Source organism: Bradyrhizobium lablabi, assembly GCF_018131005.1.
In the GTDB taxonomy this organism is placed as follows: domain Bacteria; phylum Pseudomonadota; class Alphaproteobacteria; order Rhizobiales; family Xanthobacteraceae; genus Bradyrhizobium; species Bradyrhizobium lablabi_D.
In genome coordinates, this window is record NZ_JAFCJK010000005.1 from 1 (window position 1) to 15001 (window position 15001).

General features: G+C 61.1%; 17 protein-coding genes and 2 pseudogenes. 12 read left to right on the forward strand and 7 right to left on the reverse strand.

Annotated features, from left to right (window positions below; translation table 11 throughout):
- The first annotated feature begins 190 nt into the window (after positions 1-190).
- From JQ553_RS15925 to JQ553_RS15935, 3 genes are all read left to right on the forward strand, one after another.
- Positions 191-559, forward strand: a complete 369-nt coding sequence (locus tag JQ553_RS15925) for a cupin domain-containing protein (RefSeq protein ID WP_409363076.1) — start codon at positions 191-193, stop codon at positions 557-559.
- 53 nt (positions 560-612) lie between these two features.
- Complete coding sequence (locus JQ553_RS15930) at positions 613-1569, forward strand: MBL fold metallo-hydrolase (RefSeq protein WP_212500944.1); 957 nt, start codon at positions 613-615, stop codon at positions 1567-1569.
- Positions 1570-1649: 80 nt separating this feature from the next.
- On the forward strand, positions 1650-2315 hold the full coding sequence (locus JQ553_RS15935) for a nitroreductase (RefSeq protein WP_212501441.1): 666 nt from the start codon (positions 1650-1652) through the stop codon (positions 2313-2315).
- A gap of 345 nt (positions 2316-2660) precedes the next feature.
- Here the strand turns inward: JQ553_RS15935 and JQ553_RS34455 are convergent.
- The 7 genes and pseudogenes from JQ553_RS34455 to JQ553_RS34465 all read right to left on the reverse strand — a co-directional run.
- Positions 2661-2912, reverse strand: a pseudogene (locus JQ553_RS34455) (hypothetical protein); the annotation flags it as partial.
- Positions 2870-3657 (reverse strand): annotated as a pseudogene (locus JQ553_RS34460) (FUSC family protein); the annotation flags it as partial. The pseudogenes JQ553_RS34455 and JQ553_RS34460, both read right to left, overlap by 43 nt.
- 28 nt (positions 3658-3685) lie before the next feature.
- The gene (locus tag JQ553_RS15945) at positions 3686-3916 is read right to left on the reverse strand and encodes a hypothetical protein (protein WP_212500945.1); all 231 of its coding nucleotides are present in this window, start codon (positions 3914-3916) and stop codon (positions 3686-3688) included.
- A 54-nt stretch (positions 3917-3970) separates the two neighbouring features.
- Entirely contained in the window at positions 3971-4330 is a 360-nt protein-coding gene (locus JQ553_RS15950; protein ID WP_212500946.1) for a hypothetical protein, read from the reverse strand.
- A 124-nt stretch (positions 4331-4454) separates the two neighbouring features.
- Positions 4455-5456 (reverse strand): helix-turn-helix domain-containing protein, encoded by a 1002-nt coding sequence (locus tag JQ553_RS15955; RefSeq protein ID WP_249144332.1) that lies wholly within the window; start codon positions 5454-5456, stop codon positions 4455-4457.
- A gap of 130 nt (positions 5457-5586) precedes the next feature.
- Positions 5587-6345, reverse strand: a complete 759-nt coding sequence (locus JQ553_RS15960; RefSeq protein WP_212500947.1) for a sulfite exporter TauE/SafE family protein — start codon at positions 6343-6345, stop codon at positions 5587-5589.
- Positions 6336-6650: a DUF1127 domain-containing protein gene (locus tag JQ553_RS34465; RefSeq protein WP_249144333.1), complete on the reverse strand. Its 315-nt coding sequence runs from the start codon at positions 6648-6650 to the stop codon at positions 6336-6338. The genes JQ553_RS15960 and JQ553_RS34465 overlap by 10 nt, the downstream gene beginning before the upstream one ends.
- A gap of 642 nt (positions 6651-7292) precedes the next feature.
- Here JQ553_RS34465 and JQ553_RS15970 point away from each other — a divergent pair.
- The 9 genes from JQ553_RS15970 to JQ553_RS16010 all read left to right on the forward strand — a co-directional run bounded on the left by JQ553_RS15970 (position 7293) and on the right by JQ553_RS16010 (position 14994).
- Complete coding sequence (locus tag JQ553_RS15970) at positions 7293-8189, forward strand: LysR family transcriptional regulator (protein WP_212500948.1); 897 nt, start codon at positions 7293-7295, stop codon at positions 8187-8189.
- Positions 8190-8442: 253 nt separating this feature from the next.
- Positions 8443-8625, forward strand: coding sequence for a hypothetical protein (locus tag JQ553_RS15975; protein WP_212500949.1), 183 nt, complete (start codon positions 8443-8445; stop codon positions 8623-8625).
- Positions 8626-8685: 60 nt separating this feature from the next.
- Positions 8686-9012 carry a hypothetical protein gene (locus JQ553_RS15980; protein ID WP_212500950.1) on the forward strand — a complete coding sequence of 109 codons (327 nt, stop codon included), beginning with the start codon at positions 8686-8688 and terminating at the stop codon, positions 9010-9012.
- A gap of 44 nt (positions 9013-9056) precedes the next feature.
- On the forward strand, positions 9057-9446 hold the full coding sequence (locus tag JQ553_RS15985; RefSeq protein WP_212501493.1) for a hypothetical protein: 390 nt from the start codon (positions 9057-9059) through the stop codon (positions 9444-9446).
- Between the two features lie 140 nt (positions 9447-9586).
- On the forward strand, positions 9587-10285 hold the full coding sequence (locus JQ553_RS15990) for a helix-turn-helix domain-containing protein (RefSeq protein ID WP_249144334.1): 699 nt from the start codon (positions 9587-9589) through the stop codon (positions 10283-10285).
- A 329-nt stretch (positions 10286-10614) separates the two neighbouring features.
- A complete protein-coding gene (locus JQ553_RS15995; RefSeq protein WP_212500951.1) occupies positions 10615-11835 on the forward strand; it encodes an acyl-CoA dehydrogenase family protein in 1221 nt (406 codons plus the stop codon).
- A 123-nt stretch (positions 11836-11958) separates the two neighbouring features.
- Entirely contained in the window at positions 11959-13200 is a 1242-nt protein-coding gene (locus JQ553_RS16000; RefSeq protein ID WP_212500952.1) for a CaiB/BaiF CoA-transferase family protein, read from the forward strand.
- 33 nt (positions 13201-13233) lie between these two features.
- The gene (locus tag JQ553_RS16005; protein ID WP_212500953.1) at positions 13234-14016 is read left to right on the forward strand and encodes an enoyl-CoA hydratase; all 783 of its coding nucleotides are present in this window, start codon (positions 13234-13236) and stop codon (positions 14014-14016) included.
- Between the two features lie 51 nt (positions 14017-14067).
- Positions 14068-14994 (forward strand): 3-hydroxyacyl-CoA dehydrogenase, encoded by a 927-nt coding sequence (locus JQ553_RS16010; RefSeq protein ID WP_212500954.1) that lies wholly within the window; start codon positions 14068-14070, stop codon positions 14992-14994.
- The last annotated feature ends 7 nt before the right edge of the window (positions 14995-15001 follow it).

Consider the following 15001-nt stretch of genomic DNA (forward strand, 5'->3'; position numbering starts at 1 on the left):
GAGAAATCGCTGGTGCCGCTGGGTGAAGCGCGCCTCGGCCGCATCGGCCTCGACGAATGGCTCCGCAGGTCAAAGGCGGGAGCTTGATCCCGCTATCGCAGGTACGCCCAGTCCGCCACCAACGATGTATTACGGGCGGGTCCCGGGCAACGAACACAAAGAGGCGACTATGACGATCAGACTCGTCGCGATGGTTCTGCTGTACCTCATGACCGGCACGGCAATGGCACAGGAGCCCAAGGTCACGTCACTCATGTCCAAGGATCTTCCGGAGAATCCCGGCAGGGAAGCTCTGATGATCACAGTCGAGCATGCGCCCGGCGGATCGAGCGCTATCCACCGACACAATGCACATGCGTTTGTTTACGTGCTTGAGGGCTCCGTCGTGATGCAGCTGAAGGGCGGCCAAGAGGTGACACTGACACCGGGACAGAGCTTCTATGAAGGCCCTGACGATGTTCATGTCGTCGACCGCAACGCAAGCGGCACCCAGCCCGCGAAGTTCCTGGTGCTCTTGATCAAGGACAAGGGCGCCCCGGCGCTCGTGCCCGCAAAGTGACCGTTGCGGCAACCCAAATACTCGAAAGGTAAGACAGTCAGCAGGAGACAGACATGGCCCTGGACAACGCCTCACAGCCTTCGGTCAAGTACTGCGCCGACAAGGTGAACGCGAAGTACATCCACGGCAGACCGGAGCCCGAGTTGGTTCCGTCGCGCTACGCGCTGAAGGTCGGCGCGATTGACGTGCTGGTGGTCAGCGACGGGGTGCTATCACTGCCAGGCGCGATGTTGGGCCACAACGTCGATCCGGCCGTCCGGGCGGCTTGGCTGCAGGACATGTTTCTGCCGTCGGACGTGCTCGAGTGGGCGCTGAACGTGGTCGTGGTGCGTAGCGGCGGCCGGACCATACTCATCGACGCTGGGATGGGGGCGGAGTTCCCGGACTTGCCGCGGGCGGGGCGGACCGTCCAGCGACTGGAGGCCGCCGGCATCGATCTCGCATCCGTGACCGACGTGGTGCTTACCCACATGCACATGGACCACATTGGCGGGCTGCTTGTCGACGGAGTGAGGGAGCGGCTGCGTCCGGACCTGCGCATCCACGTGGCGGCCGCCGAAACCAAGTTCTGGGAGTCGCCCGATTTCTCCCACGTCTCCATGCCGCCGGGATTCCCGGACGCGCTTCGGCGGACGGCCAAGCGGTTCTTGAACGAGTACCAGAGCCAGTTGCGGACCTTCGAGGAGAAGCAAGAGGTGGCGCCGGGGGTGCTCGTCACACGCACTGGCGGCCACACCCCCGGGCATAGCGTGGTCCGCCTGGCATCCGGCAGCGACCGGCTGACGTTCGCCGGCGACGCCGTGTTCCAGGTCGGGTTCGAGCACCCCGACTGGTACAACGGCTTCGAACACGACCCCGAGGAGGCGGCCCGCGTCCGTATCAGCCTTCTGCGGGAGCTGGCGGCGAACCGCGAGTCGCTGGTGGCCACTCACCTGTCGTTCCCGTCTGTCTGCCATGTGGCGGTCGACGGCGACGTCTTTCGTTGGGTGCCGGGCCCCTGGGAGTACTGACCGCTTGATGGGTTCGGCCAAACCAGACGATGGCATGCGTTTGAACGAAACGGATGGCCGGCGGTAGCGAGGCGATCATCATGGACGTGTATGAGGCAGTCACAAGCCGACGGGCGGTGCGCGGATTCAAAGACGAGCCTGTGTCGAGGGAGGTGCTTGAGCGCGTGCTGTCCGCCGCGGCTTGGTCGCCGTCCGGATCGAACATCCAGCCCTGGAACACCTACGTGTTGACCGGCGCTCGGCTGACCGAGCTCAAGACGCACGCCGTCGAGCGCGTTGCCCACGGCGACCCTTGGGACGAGCGGCAGTACGTGATGTACCCGCCCGCGCTGAAGTCCCCGTACGCCGAGCGCCGATCCGCGTTCGGCAAGGAGCGCTACAGCGCGCTCGGCATTGCGCGCGAGGACTGGGAGGCGCGCCAGCGGGCGGCCATCGGCAACTGGAACTGTTTCGGCGCGCCCGCCGCCCTGTTCTGCTACATCGACCGCGACCTGGGCCGGCCCCAATGGGCCGATGTCGGCATGTATCTGCAGACCGTCATGCTGCTGCTCCGCGCCGAAGGGCTGCACAGTTGCACACAGATGGCGTGGTCGCAGGTTCGCGAGACAGTCGCTGAGTTCCTGTCACCCCCGGACGGGCTTATCCTCTTCTGCGGCATGTCGATCGGGTACGAGGACCCCGCGGTGAGTTACGCCCGTACGGGCCGCGCGCCGCTCGACGAGACGGTCACGTTCGTCGGTGGTTAGTTGCTTGCGCTCGGAGACAAGAAGCCATTCCATGATTCTTGCGCATGATAACGTGCTTTATCATGCGTGATATTGGCATCGTTGGGTATCGGCCATGTGTGATTACTGACAGCCTGTTGGGTCAGGGCCCAAGTAGACGACCGCATGCGTTTGAACAACTGGTCGATCGTTGCCTCGTACGACATTGCCCGTATCTTAGCCCGCTTCGGCTCCTCCATCGCGAGCAGGTCGACGCGCGGACTTGACATCGATGGTTCCGCCAATCGGCAACCCCGGTCGTGAGGGCGATGATAGAAGCGTCCATAGGTGCCTTTCCGGTCGTAGCGGGATCTGCTCACATTGGGTTCAGGAAGGCCGGTCGCCCATAACGGCTGCGGGCGCGAGCACATCTTGTGATGCTGAACCTCCTGCAGCGATTGAACGGTTCTCGGCTTTTTGTTTGTTTGGTGCTCCAAGCACTTCGACCGTAGCGGTAGCGCCGGCAACGAGTTCGCCGCGCGCGTTGGCACGATCCAGCGCGATGCGAACGGGGACGCGTTGCGCGAGCCGCACCCAGTTGAAGGTCGGATTGACGTTCGCAAGAAGAGACGAGCCATCGAGGCGAACAGCGGGAGCATCGCCAGCATGTGCCGACGTAGGCGCTGCAGGACGCGCACGGCGGTCGCCGAAGCGGCGGCCTCATAGCCGAGATGACCGCAGAGCTCGTCGATCGCGAACGCCGCAGCGGCAAGGCGCATGCGTTCGTTGTCGCGCTCAGGATCGCCGCTGCCGCCGGTCAGGACATCTACGCCGAGCCGGCCCGCATCGGCAAGCCACGCGTCCGCCTGACCCGCGAAGGCTGAGGCGACGCTCCGAGGCAGCACGAGCATCGAGACGACGCTCGCACATATGATTCCCAGCATGATTTCCTGCACACGGAGACCGCAACGTCGAACGTCAATTCGGGCGTCGAGAGAACGGGAAATCCGACGATTGCGACGGTGTAGCCTGCCAACATAAAAACGTAGCTGCGCGGCGTGCCGTCGAGCAGTGCGAGATACAGGAAAGCGCCGACCCACAGCGCGGTCGCGAGGCTGAGCAGTTCGGGCGCATCCACGAGGTTCAGAACCAGCACGATCGCCCCTGCCGCGCCGATCAACGTTCCCAGGATGCGATAGACTGCCTTCGAGGAGGTCGCTCCGGTCAGTACGCTGGTGGTAACGTAAACGCTCGTCATCGCCCAATAAGGGCGCGGCATATCCAGCAGCAGCGCAATGTTGAACGCCAGCATCGCCGCCGCAAACGTCTTCAGCGAAAAGACGAGGGCGACATATCGAGTCCAGAATGAGCAAGGTTGGGTCATGACGATTGTAGCTTCCGCGGATTATTTCTCAGCAGTGGGCGGCACTCGGACCTACAGTGCATGACCCAGCATCGGCCTGCGAAATCGCTGCAAAGACGTTCGAGCCGCATTCCTGCATTCCCGAACGCTCAATCCTGCAGTCGACGGCTTTCGTCGACGTCTGGACGACGCCGATGCTGTCGGGCTTCAGGACGGTCACGAACACCATGAGGCCCAGGACTTTGCCGGCGAGCACGGCGAGGCAAAAAACGTCTTTCATGTCAGCTCCCGATCAGTCGGTTTTGGCTGCGCTAGTCATAGGAGGTCCAGGAGGCTAGGGCTTTCCTCCGATTGCCGACGCGTTTTCATTTGTTGCCGACGGCGTGGCGCGAGCCGCTTCAATCGCTGCGAACGCGTCGAGTGGACTGCGCCGTTCGGCCTGAGCGAAGTCTTGGTTCGAAACGACCTGCAACTCGAGCCCGAACTCAGTCGCTGCCGGCTTTCCCGAATGCGCGGTGTCGATCACCACCCGTTCCGGCCATTTGTGCTCCGAACGGATGCGCAGATTGACCCTCTCATTGGGAGGAGGGGCGGAATGTGGATGTGCAGCAGGATCCGGAAGCCACCAGTCGGCGGCAAACAGCGCCGCGAGAAGGACACTTCCTACCCACACAAAGTACTGGCGTATCGGCATGGCACGCAGAGCCTCAGTGGCTTACTAAGGCGAAGATAATGGAATGACGGAACGCGGGCTTTGCATCGCGTGCTCTCGTCTTGTCATTTGTTGCTGTCGACTGGCGCAGCAGCGATACGCAGGTTCAGGCCAAAACCGAAGGCGATTGCCTGACATCCATCGGAGAGAACTCGGACGGTCGCGATCCAGCCGCTTGACGATATCGACCGGGCGCCTGACCCGTCGCCTGCTTGAAGGCTCGCGTGAAATTGGCTTGGCTGGAGAAGCTGAGCGAAAGCGCTATGTCCACCAAGGGCCGATCGCCATGGATCAACAAGGCTTTCGCGCGCTCAAGGCGCTTGGCACTGACGTAGCAATGGGGAGATTTTCCGACGGCTTGTCGAAAGGCTCGCGCAAAATGGTATCTGCTCAGGCACGCAATCGCTGCCATGCGTTCAAGGCTAAGATCGCCTTCCAGGTTCGTATCAATATAGTCCAGCACACGAAAGAGTCTGCGCTGATCGAGCCCCCGGGGTGTGCGACGGGGAAAAAGCTGCGTGCGTGACGCGCTGGCCCGTTTTTGAAGCAACCTCGCCGCCAGACTGGATGCGAGGGCTTCGACGAGCAGACCGCCGGCGGAAGTTTCAGTCTTTAGCTCGGAGACGACTGCATATCCGATCTCGGCCAGCAGCGGATCTTCGAAAGCCGTTTCGTAGTTTAGCGCGTCGATTGCAGATTCATCAGTGTCGTTATCAAAATTACTCGACGAGAAGTAGCTGAGCGGAAGATAGATATGCAGGAATTCAGGGAGATCTTGAGCAAAATCGACCACACCCTCCCGCAAACCAGGAGGAGAGAGCCAAACCGTACCTGGCCCAGCAACGACCTGACTTTCGATGCCTGGCGCCTGCCGCGTGACAATCGTTTGATTGCTGCGGATAGCGACGCAAATTCTGATATCGGATTGTGGGGTCCTCCACGGGACCACCCCTCTTCTGACAGCGCACAATTCGGCCGACAGGGCGGACCAGCCCCGATCCGCCGAAGATAGCAGCAGCTTCCCCGGACAGTCCCGCTCCCAAACGCCGCGGTGGGGCCACGGTTCATAGCGGCCTCCGGCGGGTGGCTGTTTTGGTTGCATTTCCATGCAGCGCTCCGGGATCGCATCCATCAGTGTTGCAAACCAACCTGGCACAAGCGACGCAATTTGCTCGTTATTGTCCGTTAGAGATTGTTAGGAATTGCGAGCCTCGCGCCAGACTGCGGGTACAGGCGGTTCACACGAGGTAGCCGAAAACTCCGTCCCACAATAATTTCAGCGCTGTCACGACCAACAATCCGTAGCAGACCCGATAAATCTGACGTTGGTCCAAACTTCCGTGAAGCCGCCAACCCGCCCAAACGCCGGCGGGAATGGCGAGCAGACATAGCGCCATCAATGTCCAGACGTCACCTGTCGGCTTCACCAGCAGGAGCCAGGGCACCGCTTTGGTTGCGTTGCCGACGGTGAAGAACAGACTGGTCGTTCCCGCATAGACTTCCTTGCTCAGGCCGAGGGGCAGCAGGTACATCGCCAGCGGCGGTCCGCCCGAGTGCGCCACCATCGTGGTAACTCCCGAGGCGAGACCGGCGGTGATCGCCTTCGGCGTCGAACGCGGACGAGTCGACACCTCCGCACCTGCAACAAGCCACAACCCTACGAAGATCAGGGTGATCGTCGCCATCGCGATCGCGATGGCGCGGTGGTCCAGGAAGCGGAACAGCAGATAGCCGAATCCGATGCCCGCCACGAGCCCCGGTAACAGCGGCAGAAGGTCCGGCCTCGACCACGTCGAAGGCCTCCAGAAGAACAGGGCGAACAGATCCATCGCGATGAACAATGGAGCGAGAAGGCCGCCGGCGGTCACCGGGTCCATCACGATCGACAACAGCGGAATGCCGACAATTGAGAACCCGCCACCAAACGCGCCCTTCATGAAGCAGATCAGGAACACGCCTGCAAAGGCGACCAGGATCGTAGCGACGGTCAGCTCCATGGCCCCGCCTCCACGGTTGGCGCGCGATGCCGCGCGCGTGGGTCCGTCGCGGTCGCGAAAGTCATCATCCCTTCGTCCGCTTGGTCGGAAAGCGCGATGAGACCGTACACAGCCGCCTCAATCTGGAAGCGGGCCACGCCAATGTCCCGCAGCGCGCGGTCGTCTAAATCGTGAAGGCATGCAATGGCGGTCCGTCGGCACGGATAGTCCGCGATCCCCGCGCACGCGGCGACGAGCAGTCGAGAAGATATGCCGGGCGCCTTCGTGAAAGCGGGCAGGACGATGGCTGACAATATTGCAGGCATTTCCAGTCTCCAATGCTCCGAGCCTAGTCTTAAATGCTCCGAGGCAATGCTGCGAGGTCCGGACAAATTATCGAGGCTTTCTGTAGGCTAACTAACGTTGAAAGCCTCGGGAGTTCCGGGCAATCTAGCCATATAGTCAAGATGCTCCGATACGTGTCTCAGTTCAAGTAAGACATTGCTCCGAGTGCAATATTGCAATTTCGTCCAGTTCACCTCAAAGTCGGATCGAGGCTGCTGACGCGATCTCCGCCGAATACCTGAGGGTTCTGGCGCGGCGGCTGAGACAGGACTCAGCGATCCGCCGGTTGCGTATCATCCACACAGAGATTGTCTGCCGGCGCCATCGCTTACGCGACGAAGTCGGCGTCATCGTTCTGCTGAACTTCGTAACGATGCGATTCGATATGTCTTGTCATTGAACTCTCCTCGTCAGGGTCTGACAGGCGGCTCGCGTCTTCATCCAAGGAGATCGATTGGACGGCCCGCCTCGAAAAGGGGCCATACATGGAAGGGGTCCTTCCGAGCAGCGGAAGTCGCTTGACGGTGTCCGCCGGCTCGCTGCAAGCGATGCCGGTCTTCCGAAATCTGGGGTGATGTGGCAAGATCGAAAAATATTCTTCCAGATTGTGGAAGGTGGATTCGATGGATCGCCTGGAAGCGATGGCGACCTTTCTGACCGTGGTGGAGCAGGGCAGCTTGTCCGCGGCGGCGCGGCGATTGAAAACGCCGCTTACAACAGTCAGCCGCAACGTATCCGAGCTCGAGTCTCATCTGCGGACGAAGCTCTTCAACCGATCGAGCCGGCAGCTGGTGCTGACGGATACAGGCGCTTCATACGTTGCGGCCTGCAAGCGCATTCTCACTGATGTGACCGAAGCTGAGCGTACCGCGTCTGGTGAGTATACCGCACCGACCGGCGAACTGGCTGTGACGACCCCGCTGGGCCTAGGGCGTGTCATTCTCATGCCGATCATCGCGGACTTCCTCAAAACCTATCCGGATATCAACGTTAGGATGATCCCCACCGATCAAAAGCTGAGCCTGGCTCAGGAGCAAATCGATGTCGCGGTGCGCATCGGCGAGCTGCCGGATTCGAGCTTGGTTGCGTTGCGGCTCGGCAGGACGCGCCGGGTTGCGTGCGCCAGTCCCGCCTATCTGGCGGCTCGCGGAACGCCGCGCACGCCGGAAGAATTGGTCGGACATGATTGCATCAGCTATCCCGGTTTCTCGCCACCGGATGTCTGGACATTCGTCAGAGGCAAGGCGACCATAGCGGTCCCGGTGCATACGCGGGTCATCGTCGGCAGCGCTGAAGCGGCCTGTGCCGCAGCCCGCGCCGGCATCGGAATTTCCATCGCGTTTGCTTATCAACTCGAGGCGCTTCCGGAGGAAGCAGCATTGACGACCGTGCTGGATGAATTCCAGCCGCCGTCAATGCCGGTTAATCTCGTGTATGCGGCCAACCGGTTTCTGCCGATCAAAGTAAGAGCTTTCCTGGACTTTGCAGCGCCGCGGCTGAAGCGGGTCTTCGCGGAGTAGGCCGCCAGAGTGCCCGCTCCGCCGTTGAGACGATGCGCTCGTGCTAGGCGTCAAAGCGGACCGCGTCTGTGCGTAATCTCCGTCCGGAGTTGCTCGTGCGCGCCACTTGGGCTCACCGAGATGATTAGCACTCGGTGCAAGCTTCCAAAATCTGGAAGGATGACTCCCGATTTCCCCGTCTGTTGACCCAGGCCTTTCGCCCCACCTGCCAATCATGACCCGCCGGAAACGGCGATACGAACCGGAGGCGAACATGGGTGAAGTTATCCGATTTATCCCGAAGGCCGAGCGCGAACGGCTCCGCCTGATACGAGAGGCCCGCGCTATGTACGACAGCGTTTTCCCGCCGGCCGAGTCCGTCAACATTCGGCCTGACAACGCACCAATCGTCATTAACGGAACCTGGATTCACCAGGGCGGCGAACCGTTGTCGTGATCAACAACGTGGTCGCCCTCGATGGCCTCCGCCTTTTCGAAATTGATAGGAGAAATCGCTATGTCAATCCGCAGCAAACTTTTCGCCGCCGCTTTCGTTATCGCCGCTCTGGCGCCTGCCCATGCAGACGATCTACGCCCGATGGAGGGCAAGAGTATCGACCTCGGCGGGATTTCGGGGATCGCGTACTACACCGTCGAACGTGATGGGTTTCGCGTCGTCACCACTCTTGCGCAGGGCGAGGCAGGAACGCCGATCCGTGTCGTATCCGTTCTTGCACCCGGTCAGCGCGTGGTTCTCTCAACATCGCAACAAGGGGATGCGACCGAAATCAGCCGGAAAGGCGACAGCGTACTCGTTCGCAAGGCGAACACGGCTTCGAACTGAACTTCGACTCGAACCAGTGCTGTAGCTGAATAAGGAAGCTGCGCATGTCCACCATCCATCTGCATCGGACGACCACTGCGACGCCCGAGCAGTACGTCGTTGGACTCACTGATTTCGGGCCGGGCCGGTCGAAAATCTTTGGCAACAGCGCCGACGAATATCTGAAGGTTCATTACAAGGGCGCATCACAAGCGGATGTCACGGAAGGCTCGGCCCTCCGAAAACGCCGGCCCGGTCAAATTATGAAGATCGGCCTATCTGACGGCAGGAGTCTTGCGGGATCCGGGTCGAACAACGTGATGCCAAATCTGGAGGAACTGTGTTGGAAATCCAACATGACCACTACGGTTTCGAAGGATTGCTGTCATCTTCGGCTGATCGAGCTTGGTCCGGCCTGTCGGCCCAGCTATGCACCACCGTTCGCAAAGGGGTGATTCCATGGCGGACCCCACAATCCGCCATCAGAATTTGCGTCGATATCCACGGCAATGGATCGCTGGTTACGCGGCGAGCCCCAGGCGTCGAAAGCCGGATAATCGCAAGGCGAGGTACAGTTTGGCTCTCCCCTCCTGGCTTGCAGGAAGGTTCGGTTGATATCGCCGAGGACCTGACGAGGATTTTGCATATTTATCTTCCGGTCAGCCACTTTTCGCCAAGCAATTTCGAAATCAATGTCGACCTGTCCGCGGTCAGCGCTCTAAGCTACGAAAGGGCTTTCGAAGATTCACTTCTGGCCGAGATCGGATTTGCGATTGCATCCGAACTACAGAGTGAAACCTCCACCGGCGGTCTGCTTATTGGAGCCCTCGCGTCCAGTCTGGCTGCGAGGTTGGTTCAAAAGTATGTCAACGCATCTTCCGCTCAATCCTTTCCTCGCGACACAAGTCAAGGGCTCGATCGGCGCAGACTCTTGCGTGTACTAGATTACATAGAAGCGAACCTGGAAGGCGATCTTAGCATAGAGCGCATGGCAGCGATTGCGTGCCTGAGCCGGTTCCACTTTGCTCGATCCTTCCGGCAGGCAGTCGGACACTCTCCTCATCGCTATGTCAGCGCCAAGCGCCTCGAGCGCGCGAAAACTTTGTTGATGCACGGCGATCGGCCGTTGGTGGATATTGCGCTAGCGCTCAGCTTTTCCAGCCAGGCGAATTTTACGAGAGCGTTCAGGCAAGCAACGGGTCAGGCGCCCGGCCAGTTTCGTCAGAGGTTCGGATCGCGACGGCCGCAGCCTTCACTGACCGATGTGAGCCGAGCTTTTTCTGTTTTGGCCTGAATCTGAAAGTTGCGGCCTCCCGGCAATGTAAGATCAATTTGGGAAACGCGGCACAGACGGTCAGCACTCCCAGTCAAATTTACACAAGCCGCTGCGTGGGCAAGCGGCCAACCATTAGAGCAATCCGCATCCCGCATCACCTCTCAAGCCGCCAGTACGCGCGTGGCCATCATTCAGGGCATTTGCTTCTGTAGTCTCCACCACCAGCAACAAATGACAAAACGACAGCACGCGATGCAAAGCCGGCCGCCAGATACTTCACTACCCTCGATGCCATGAAGAAAGACGCCTGCCGCAGTCGCAGGCTCCGCATCGAAATGGAGATCGCAATGGCCACCGCTGCTGCACTGAAGCCTTCAGTACCGAAACAGCTTCCGCCGCCGAACGGCGACTTCTTTCAATTCGCCGAAACGCTGGGCGACGAGGAACGGGCGATCGTAAAGAAGGTGCGCACCTACATGGAGACGAAGGTCGCACCCATCATCAACAAACACTGGGTCGAAGACTCGTTCCCGTTCGAACTGCTCCCGTCTTACAAGGAACTGAACATCGCGGGACTCGGCATGCGTGGTTACGGCTGCCCTGGCGGCACCCCTTTGCTGGTCGGCCTGGTCGCCCTGGAGATCGCGCGAACCGATGTCTCGTTCTGTACCTTCCATGGCGTCCACACCGGTCTCGCGATGAATTCCATCTACCTCGCGGGCACGGAGGAGCAGAAGCAGAAGTGGCTGCCGCCGATGGCGCGCATGGAAAAGGTCGGCTGCTTCGCGCTGACTGAGCCGCTGGTGGGCTCGGGGACCGGTGCTGGCCTCACGACCACGGCGAAACGCGAAGGCGACACCTGGGTCCTCAACGGTCAGAAGCGCTGGATCGGCAACGCTCCGTGGTGCGACATCTCGATCGTCTGGGCGCGTGACCTAGCCGACAATCAGGTCAAGGGCTTCATCGTTGAAAACAAGACGACGCCCGGGTTCAGCGTCGAGAAGATGCAGAACAAGATCGCCTTGAAGGTCGTGCAGAACGGCCAGATTACGCTGACCAACTGCCGCGTGCCAGACGCGAACCGTCTCCAGGGCGGCAAAGGGACGTTTCGCGATCCTGCGCTGGTGCTGCGTGGCACCCGGCATGGCGTCGGCTGGGAAATCACCGGCGCCCAGATGGGCGCCTACGAAAATGCCCTCAAGTACGCTCAGGAGCGCTTGCAGTTTGGCAAGCCGATCGGGTCGTTCCAACTCATTCAGGACCTTTTGGCCAAGATGCTGGCCAACATCGTGGCCTGTCAATGCATGCTGGTCCGCTCGATGCAGCTGGAAATCGAGGGCAAACTGACGGATGCACAGGCAGCGATTGTCAAGGCGTTCTGCACGGCGAAAGCGCGAGAAACGGTCGCCTGGGCCCGCGAGCTTCTGGGCGGCAACGGGATCGTGGTCGACTACAACGTGGCACGCTTCTTTGCCGATGCCGAGGCGATCTACTCCTACGAAGGCACCTACCAGATGCAAAACCTGATCGTCGGCAAAGCCATCACCGGGTTCAGCGCCTTCGTTTGATGTCGCGGATGGGCCGGCATTCGGTTTGCCGGCCCATCCCTCGGCCAGGATCAAGCGCGCACCGCAGTTTCACGTTGCTTGGGATTGCAAGCCGACAAACCGTATCGAACTCAGGAGCCATCAATGGCAAATGAAAACATCTTTTCAGGCTTGAAAGTTGTCGATCTGTCCAGCTTCGTCGCCGCACCAGGCGCGGCCGTGATCCTGTCCGACTTCGGCGCCGATGTCGTCAAAGTCGAGCCGCCGCACGGCGATCCCTGGCGCAACGGACACAAGGTGCCGTTCCAGCCGAATGCCCACGATCCCTATCAGTGGCATCTCGCTAACCGCAACAAGCGCAGCATCGCGCTCGATCTCAAGTCACAGAGCGCGCAGCAGATCATTTTCGAGCTCGCCAATTGGGCCGACGTATTCATCGTTAACACGCCGCACCATGCGCGGAAGAAGCTGAAGCTCGAATATGATGACGTCGCGGGATGGAATTCGCGCCTGATCTACGCCGACCTCACCGGCTTCGGCGAGCACGGGCCGGACGCGGAACTGCCCGGCTTCGACATCACCTCCTACTGGGCACGCAGCGGTCTGTTGTCGATGACGCGCGATGCCGGCGCGCCGCCGACCTGGCCGGTTGGTGGCAGCGGCGACAATGCCACGGCCGTCGGTCTCTATGCGGCGATCGTCACCGCCCTGTACCGGCGCGAGCGTACCGGCAAAGGCTCGTATGTCACGACGTCGCTGCTGGCCCAGGGCGTGTGGTCTGCGAGCATTTCCATTCAGGCAGCTCTCGCCGGCGCCAAGTTTCCGCCAATGCACGACCGCACGCATCCGGCCAACGCCGCGGCGAACGTCTATCGTTCCGCCGACGGCACGTGGTTCGTCCTCATCGTCACGCCGGACAAGTTTGTCCCCGTCGTGAATGCAATGGGCCGCCAGGACCTGCTGACCGACTCGCGCTTCTCCGATCCTGCGCAGCTGGTCGCGAACATGCCGCAACTGACGGCAATCTTCGACGAGGTCTTTGCCGCCAGACCGATGGCGCACTGGCATGCGGTGTTTTCCGGCGTGAACGTCACTTTTGGCGAAGTGCGCGGGCCGCAAGAAGTCATCAACGACCCGCAGCTCGCGGCCAACGATATCGTCGTTCCGCTCGACGGCGCCGGCGGCAATCTGACCTCGACGATCTCGAGCCCGATCACGGTGCATGGCGTCGCCAAGGCTCCGGCCCAACGCGCGCCCAACCTTGGCGAGCACACTGAGCAGATCCTCGGCGAACTCGGCTTCGACGCCAAGAGTATCGACAACCTGCGCGAAAACGGCGCCATCGCGAAGGCGGCGCCATCGCGCAAGCAGGAAAGCGCGGTCTGACCGCCGAGAGACCACCGAACAAGGAAGCACGCAATGAGCGACATCATCACCGAGCGTTCCGACGGGATCCTGCGCGTCGAATTCAATCGTCCCGAGCGGAAGAACGCGATGACGAAGGCCATGTACATGCAGCTGGCGCAGATCCTCAACGAGGCCGCCGAAGACGAGGACGTCCGTGTCGTGCGTTGGCAAGCTGCCGGCGACACCTTCTGCGCCGGCAACGATGTCGGGGATTTTCTCAAGCCATTGTCCCCGGGCGAGACCCCGCAAGCCCGCTTGATGGATGCGTTCATCAGGTTCGAAAAGCCGATCGTCGTGGCCGTGCAAGGCGCGGCCGTCGGCGGCGGGACCACGATGCTGACCCACTGCGATTTCGTCTACGCCGGCGCGACTGCAAAATTCAAGCTGCCGTTCATTGACCTCGCGCTCGTGCCCGAGTTCGGATCGAGCTACGCGATGCCGGCCCGTATCGGGCACCTGCGGGCGGCGGAATTGTTCCTGTTGGGCGAGACCTTCAGCGCCGCGCGCGCAGCGGAGCTGGGCCTCGTGACCCGCGTGGTCCCTGACGACCGGTTATTCGTGACAGCGATGGAAACGGCGCGGAAGCTCTCGGCAAAGCCGGGCGGCGCATTGCGGGCCACCAAGCGGCTCCTCAAGCAAGGCTCCGTCGATCAGGTCAGGGCGGCCATCAAGGTGGAGAGCCAAGAATTCGGCGAGCGGCTTCGCTCCAGCGAGGCCAGGGAGGCATTCTCGGCATTCCTCGAGAAGCGCCCGCCTAACTTTGCCCGCACGGCGGCTCCGGTTGCGGCCGAATAGGCCGCATGCCGCCGGCATCATCGCTACAACTCTGACGCGGAAGGACAGACCATGACCGTACTCCAGGCCACGCGAACAAGGGTCCCATCGGGCGCGGCCCGCTCCGGAAAATTGTTCCTTCTCGACTTAAGCGGCGGCCGCGTGCTGTCGATGAACTCGGACGGCTCGCATCACCAGGTCATCGCGGCCGACTGCCCCCACCCCGACGGGATAGTCGTCGACGTGGAAGCGGGTCACGTCTACTGGACCAACATGGGCATCGTTCCCAGCCGAAACAACGGCTCCATCGAACGCGCCGACCTCGATGGCAGCAATCGCAGGTTCATCGTTCCGCCCGGCGGCACGTTCACGCCGAAGCAGCTGCATCTCGATAAGGCGAACGGCAAGCTCTACTGGTCCGACCGCGAAGGGATGCGAGTCATGCGCTCGAACCTCGACGGCTCGCAGATCGAAATACTGGTCCAGACCGGAAACGGAGAAAATGACCGCCTCGACCAGGCCAGATGGTGCGTTGGAATCACCGTCGATCCCGAACGGGGACAGATCTACTGGACGCAAAAAGGCGGAGACAACGCCGAAGTCGGACGCATCTTGCGCGCCGGGATCAATATCCCGAAGGGTGAGACGGCGGCCAACCGCAGCGACGTCGAGGTCTTCTTCAATGGCCTTCCCGAGCCGATCGATCTCGAACTCGATCTCGAACATCGCATCCTTTACTGGACCGACCGCGGCAATCCCCCACGCGGCAACACTGTGAACCGTGCGCCCCTCGACGCGAAACCGGCGCAAAACGTGCCGCAGATCGTGGTCTCGGACCTTATGGAAGGTATCGGCATCGCGCTCGATGTTCAAGGCAACCGCATGTTCGTGACCGATTTCGCCGGCTCGCTTTATGCGGCCAAGCTCGACGGCACGGACAAGCGAATGCTCCTCGCCGCCCAGGGCAATCTCACCGGCGTCGCCTACGTCGAAATCTGACAAACAC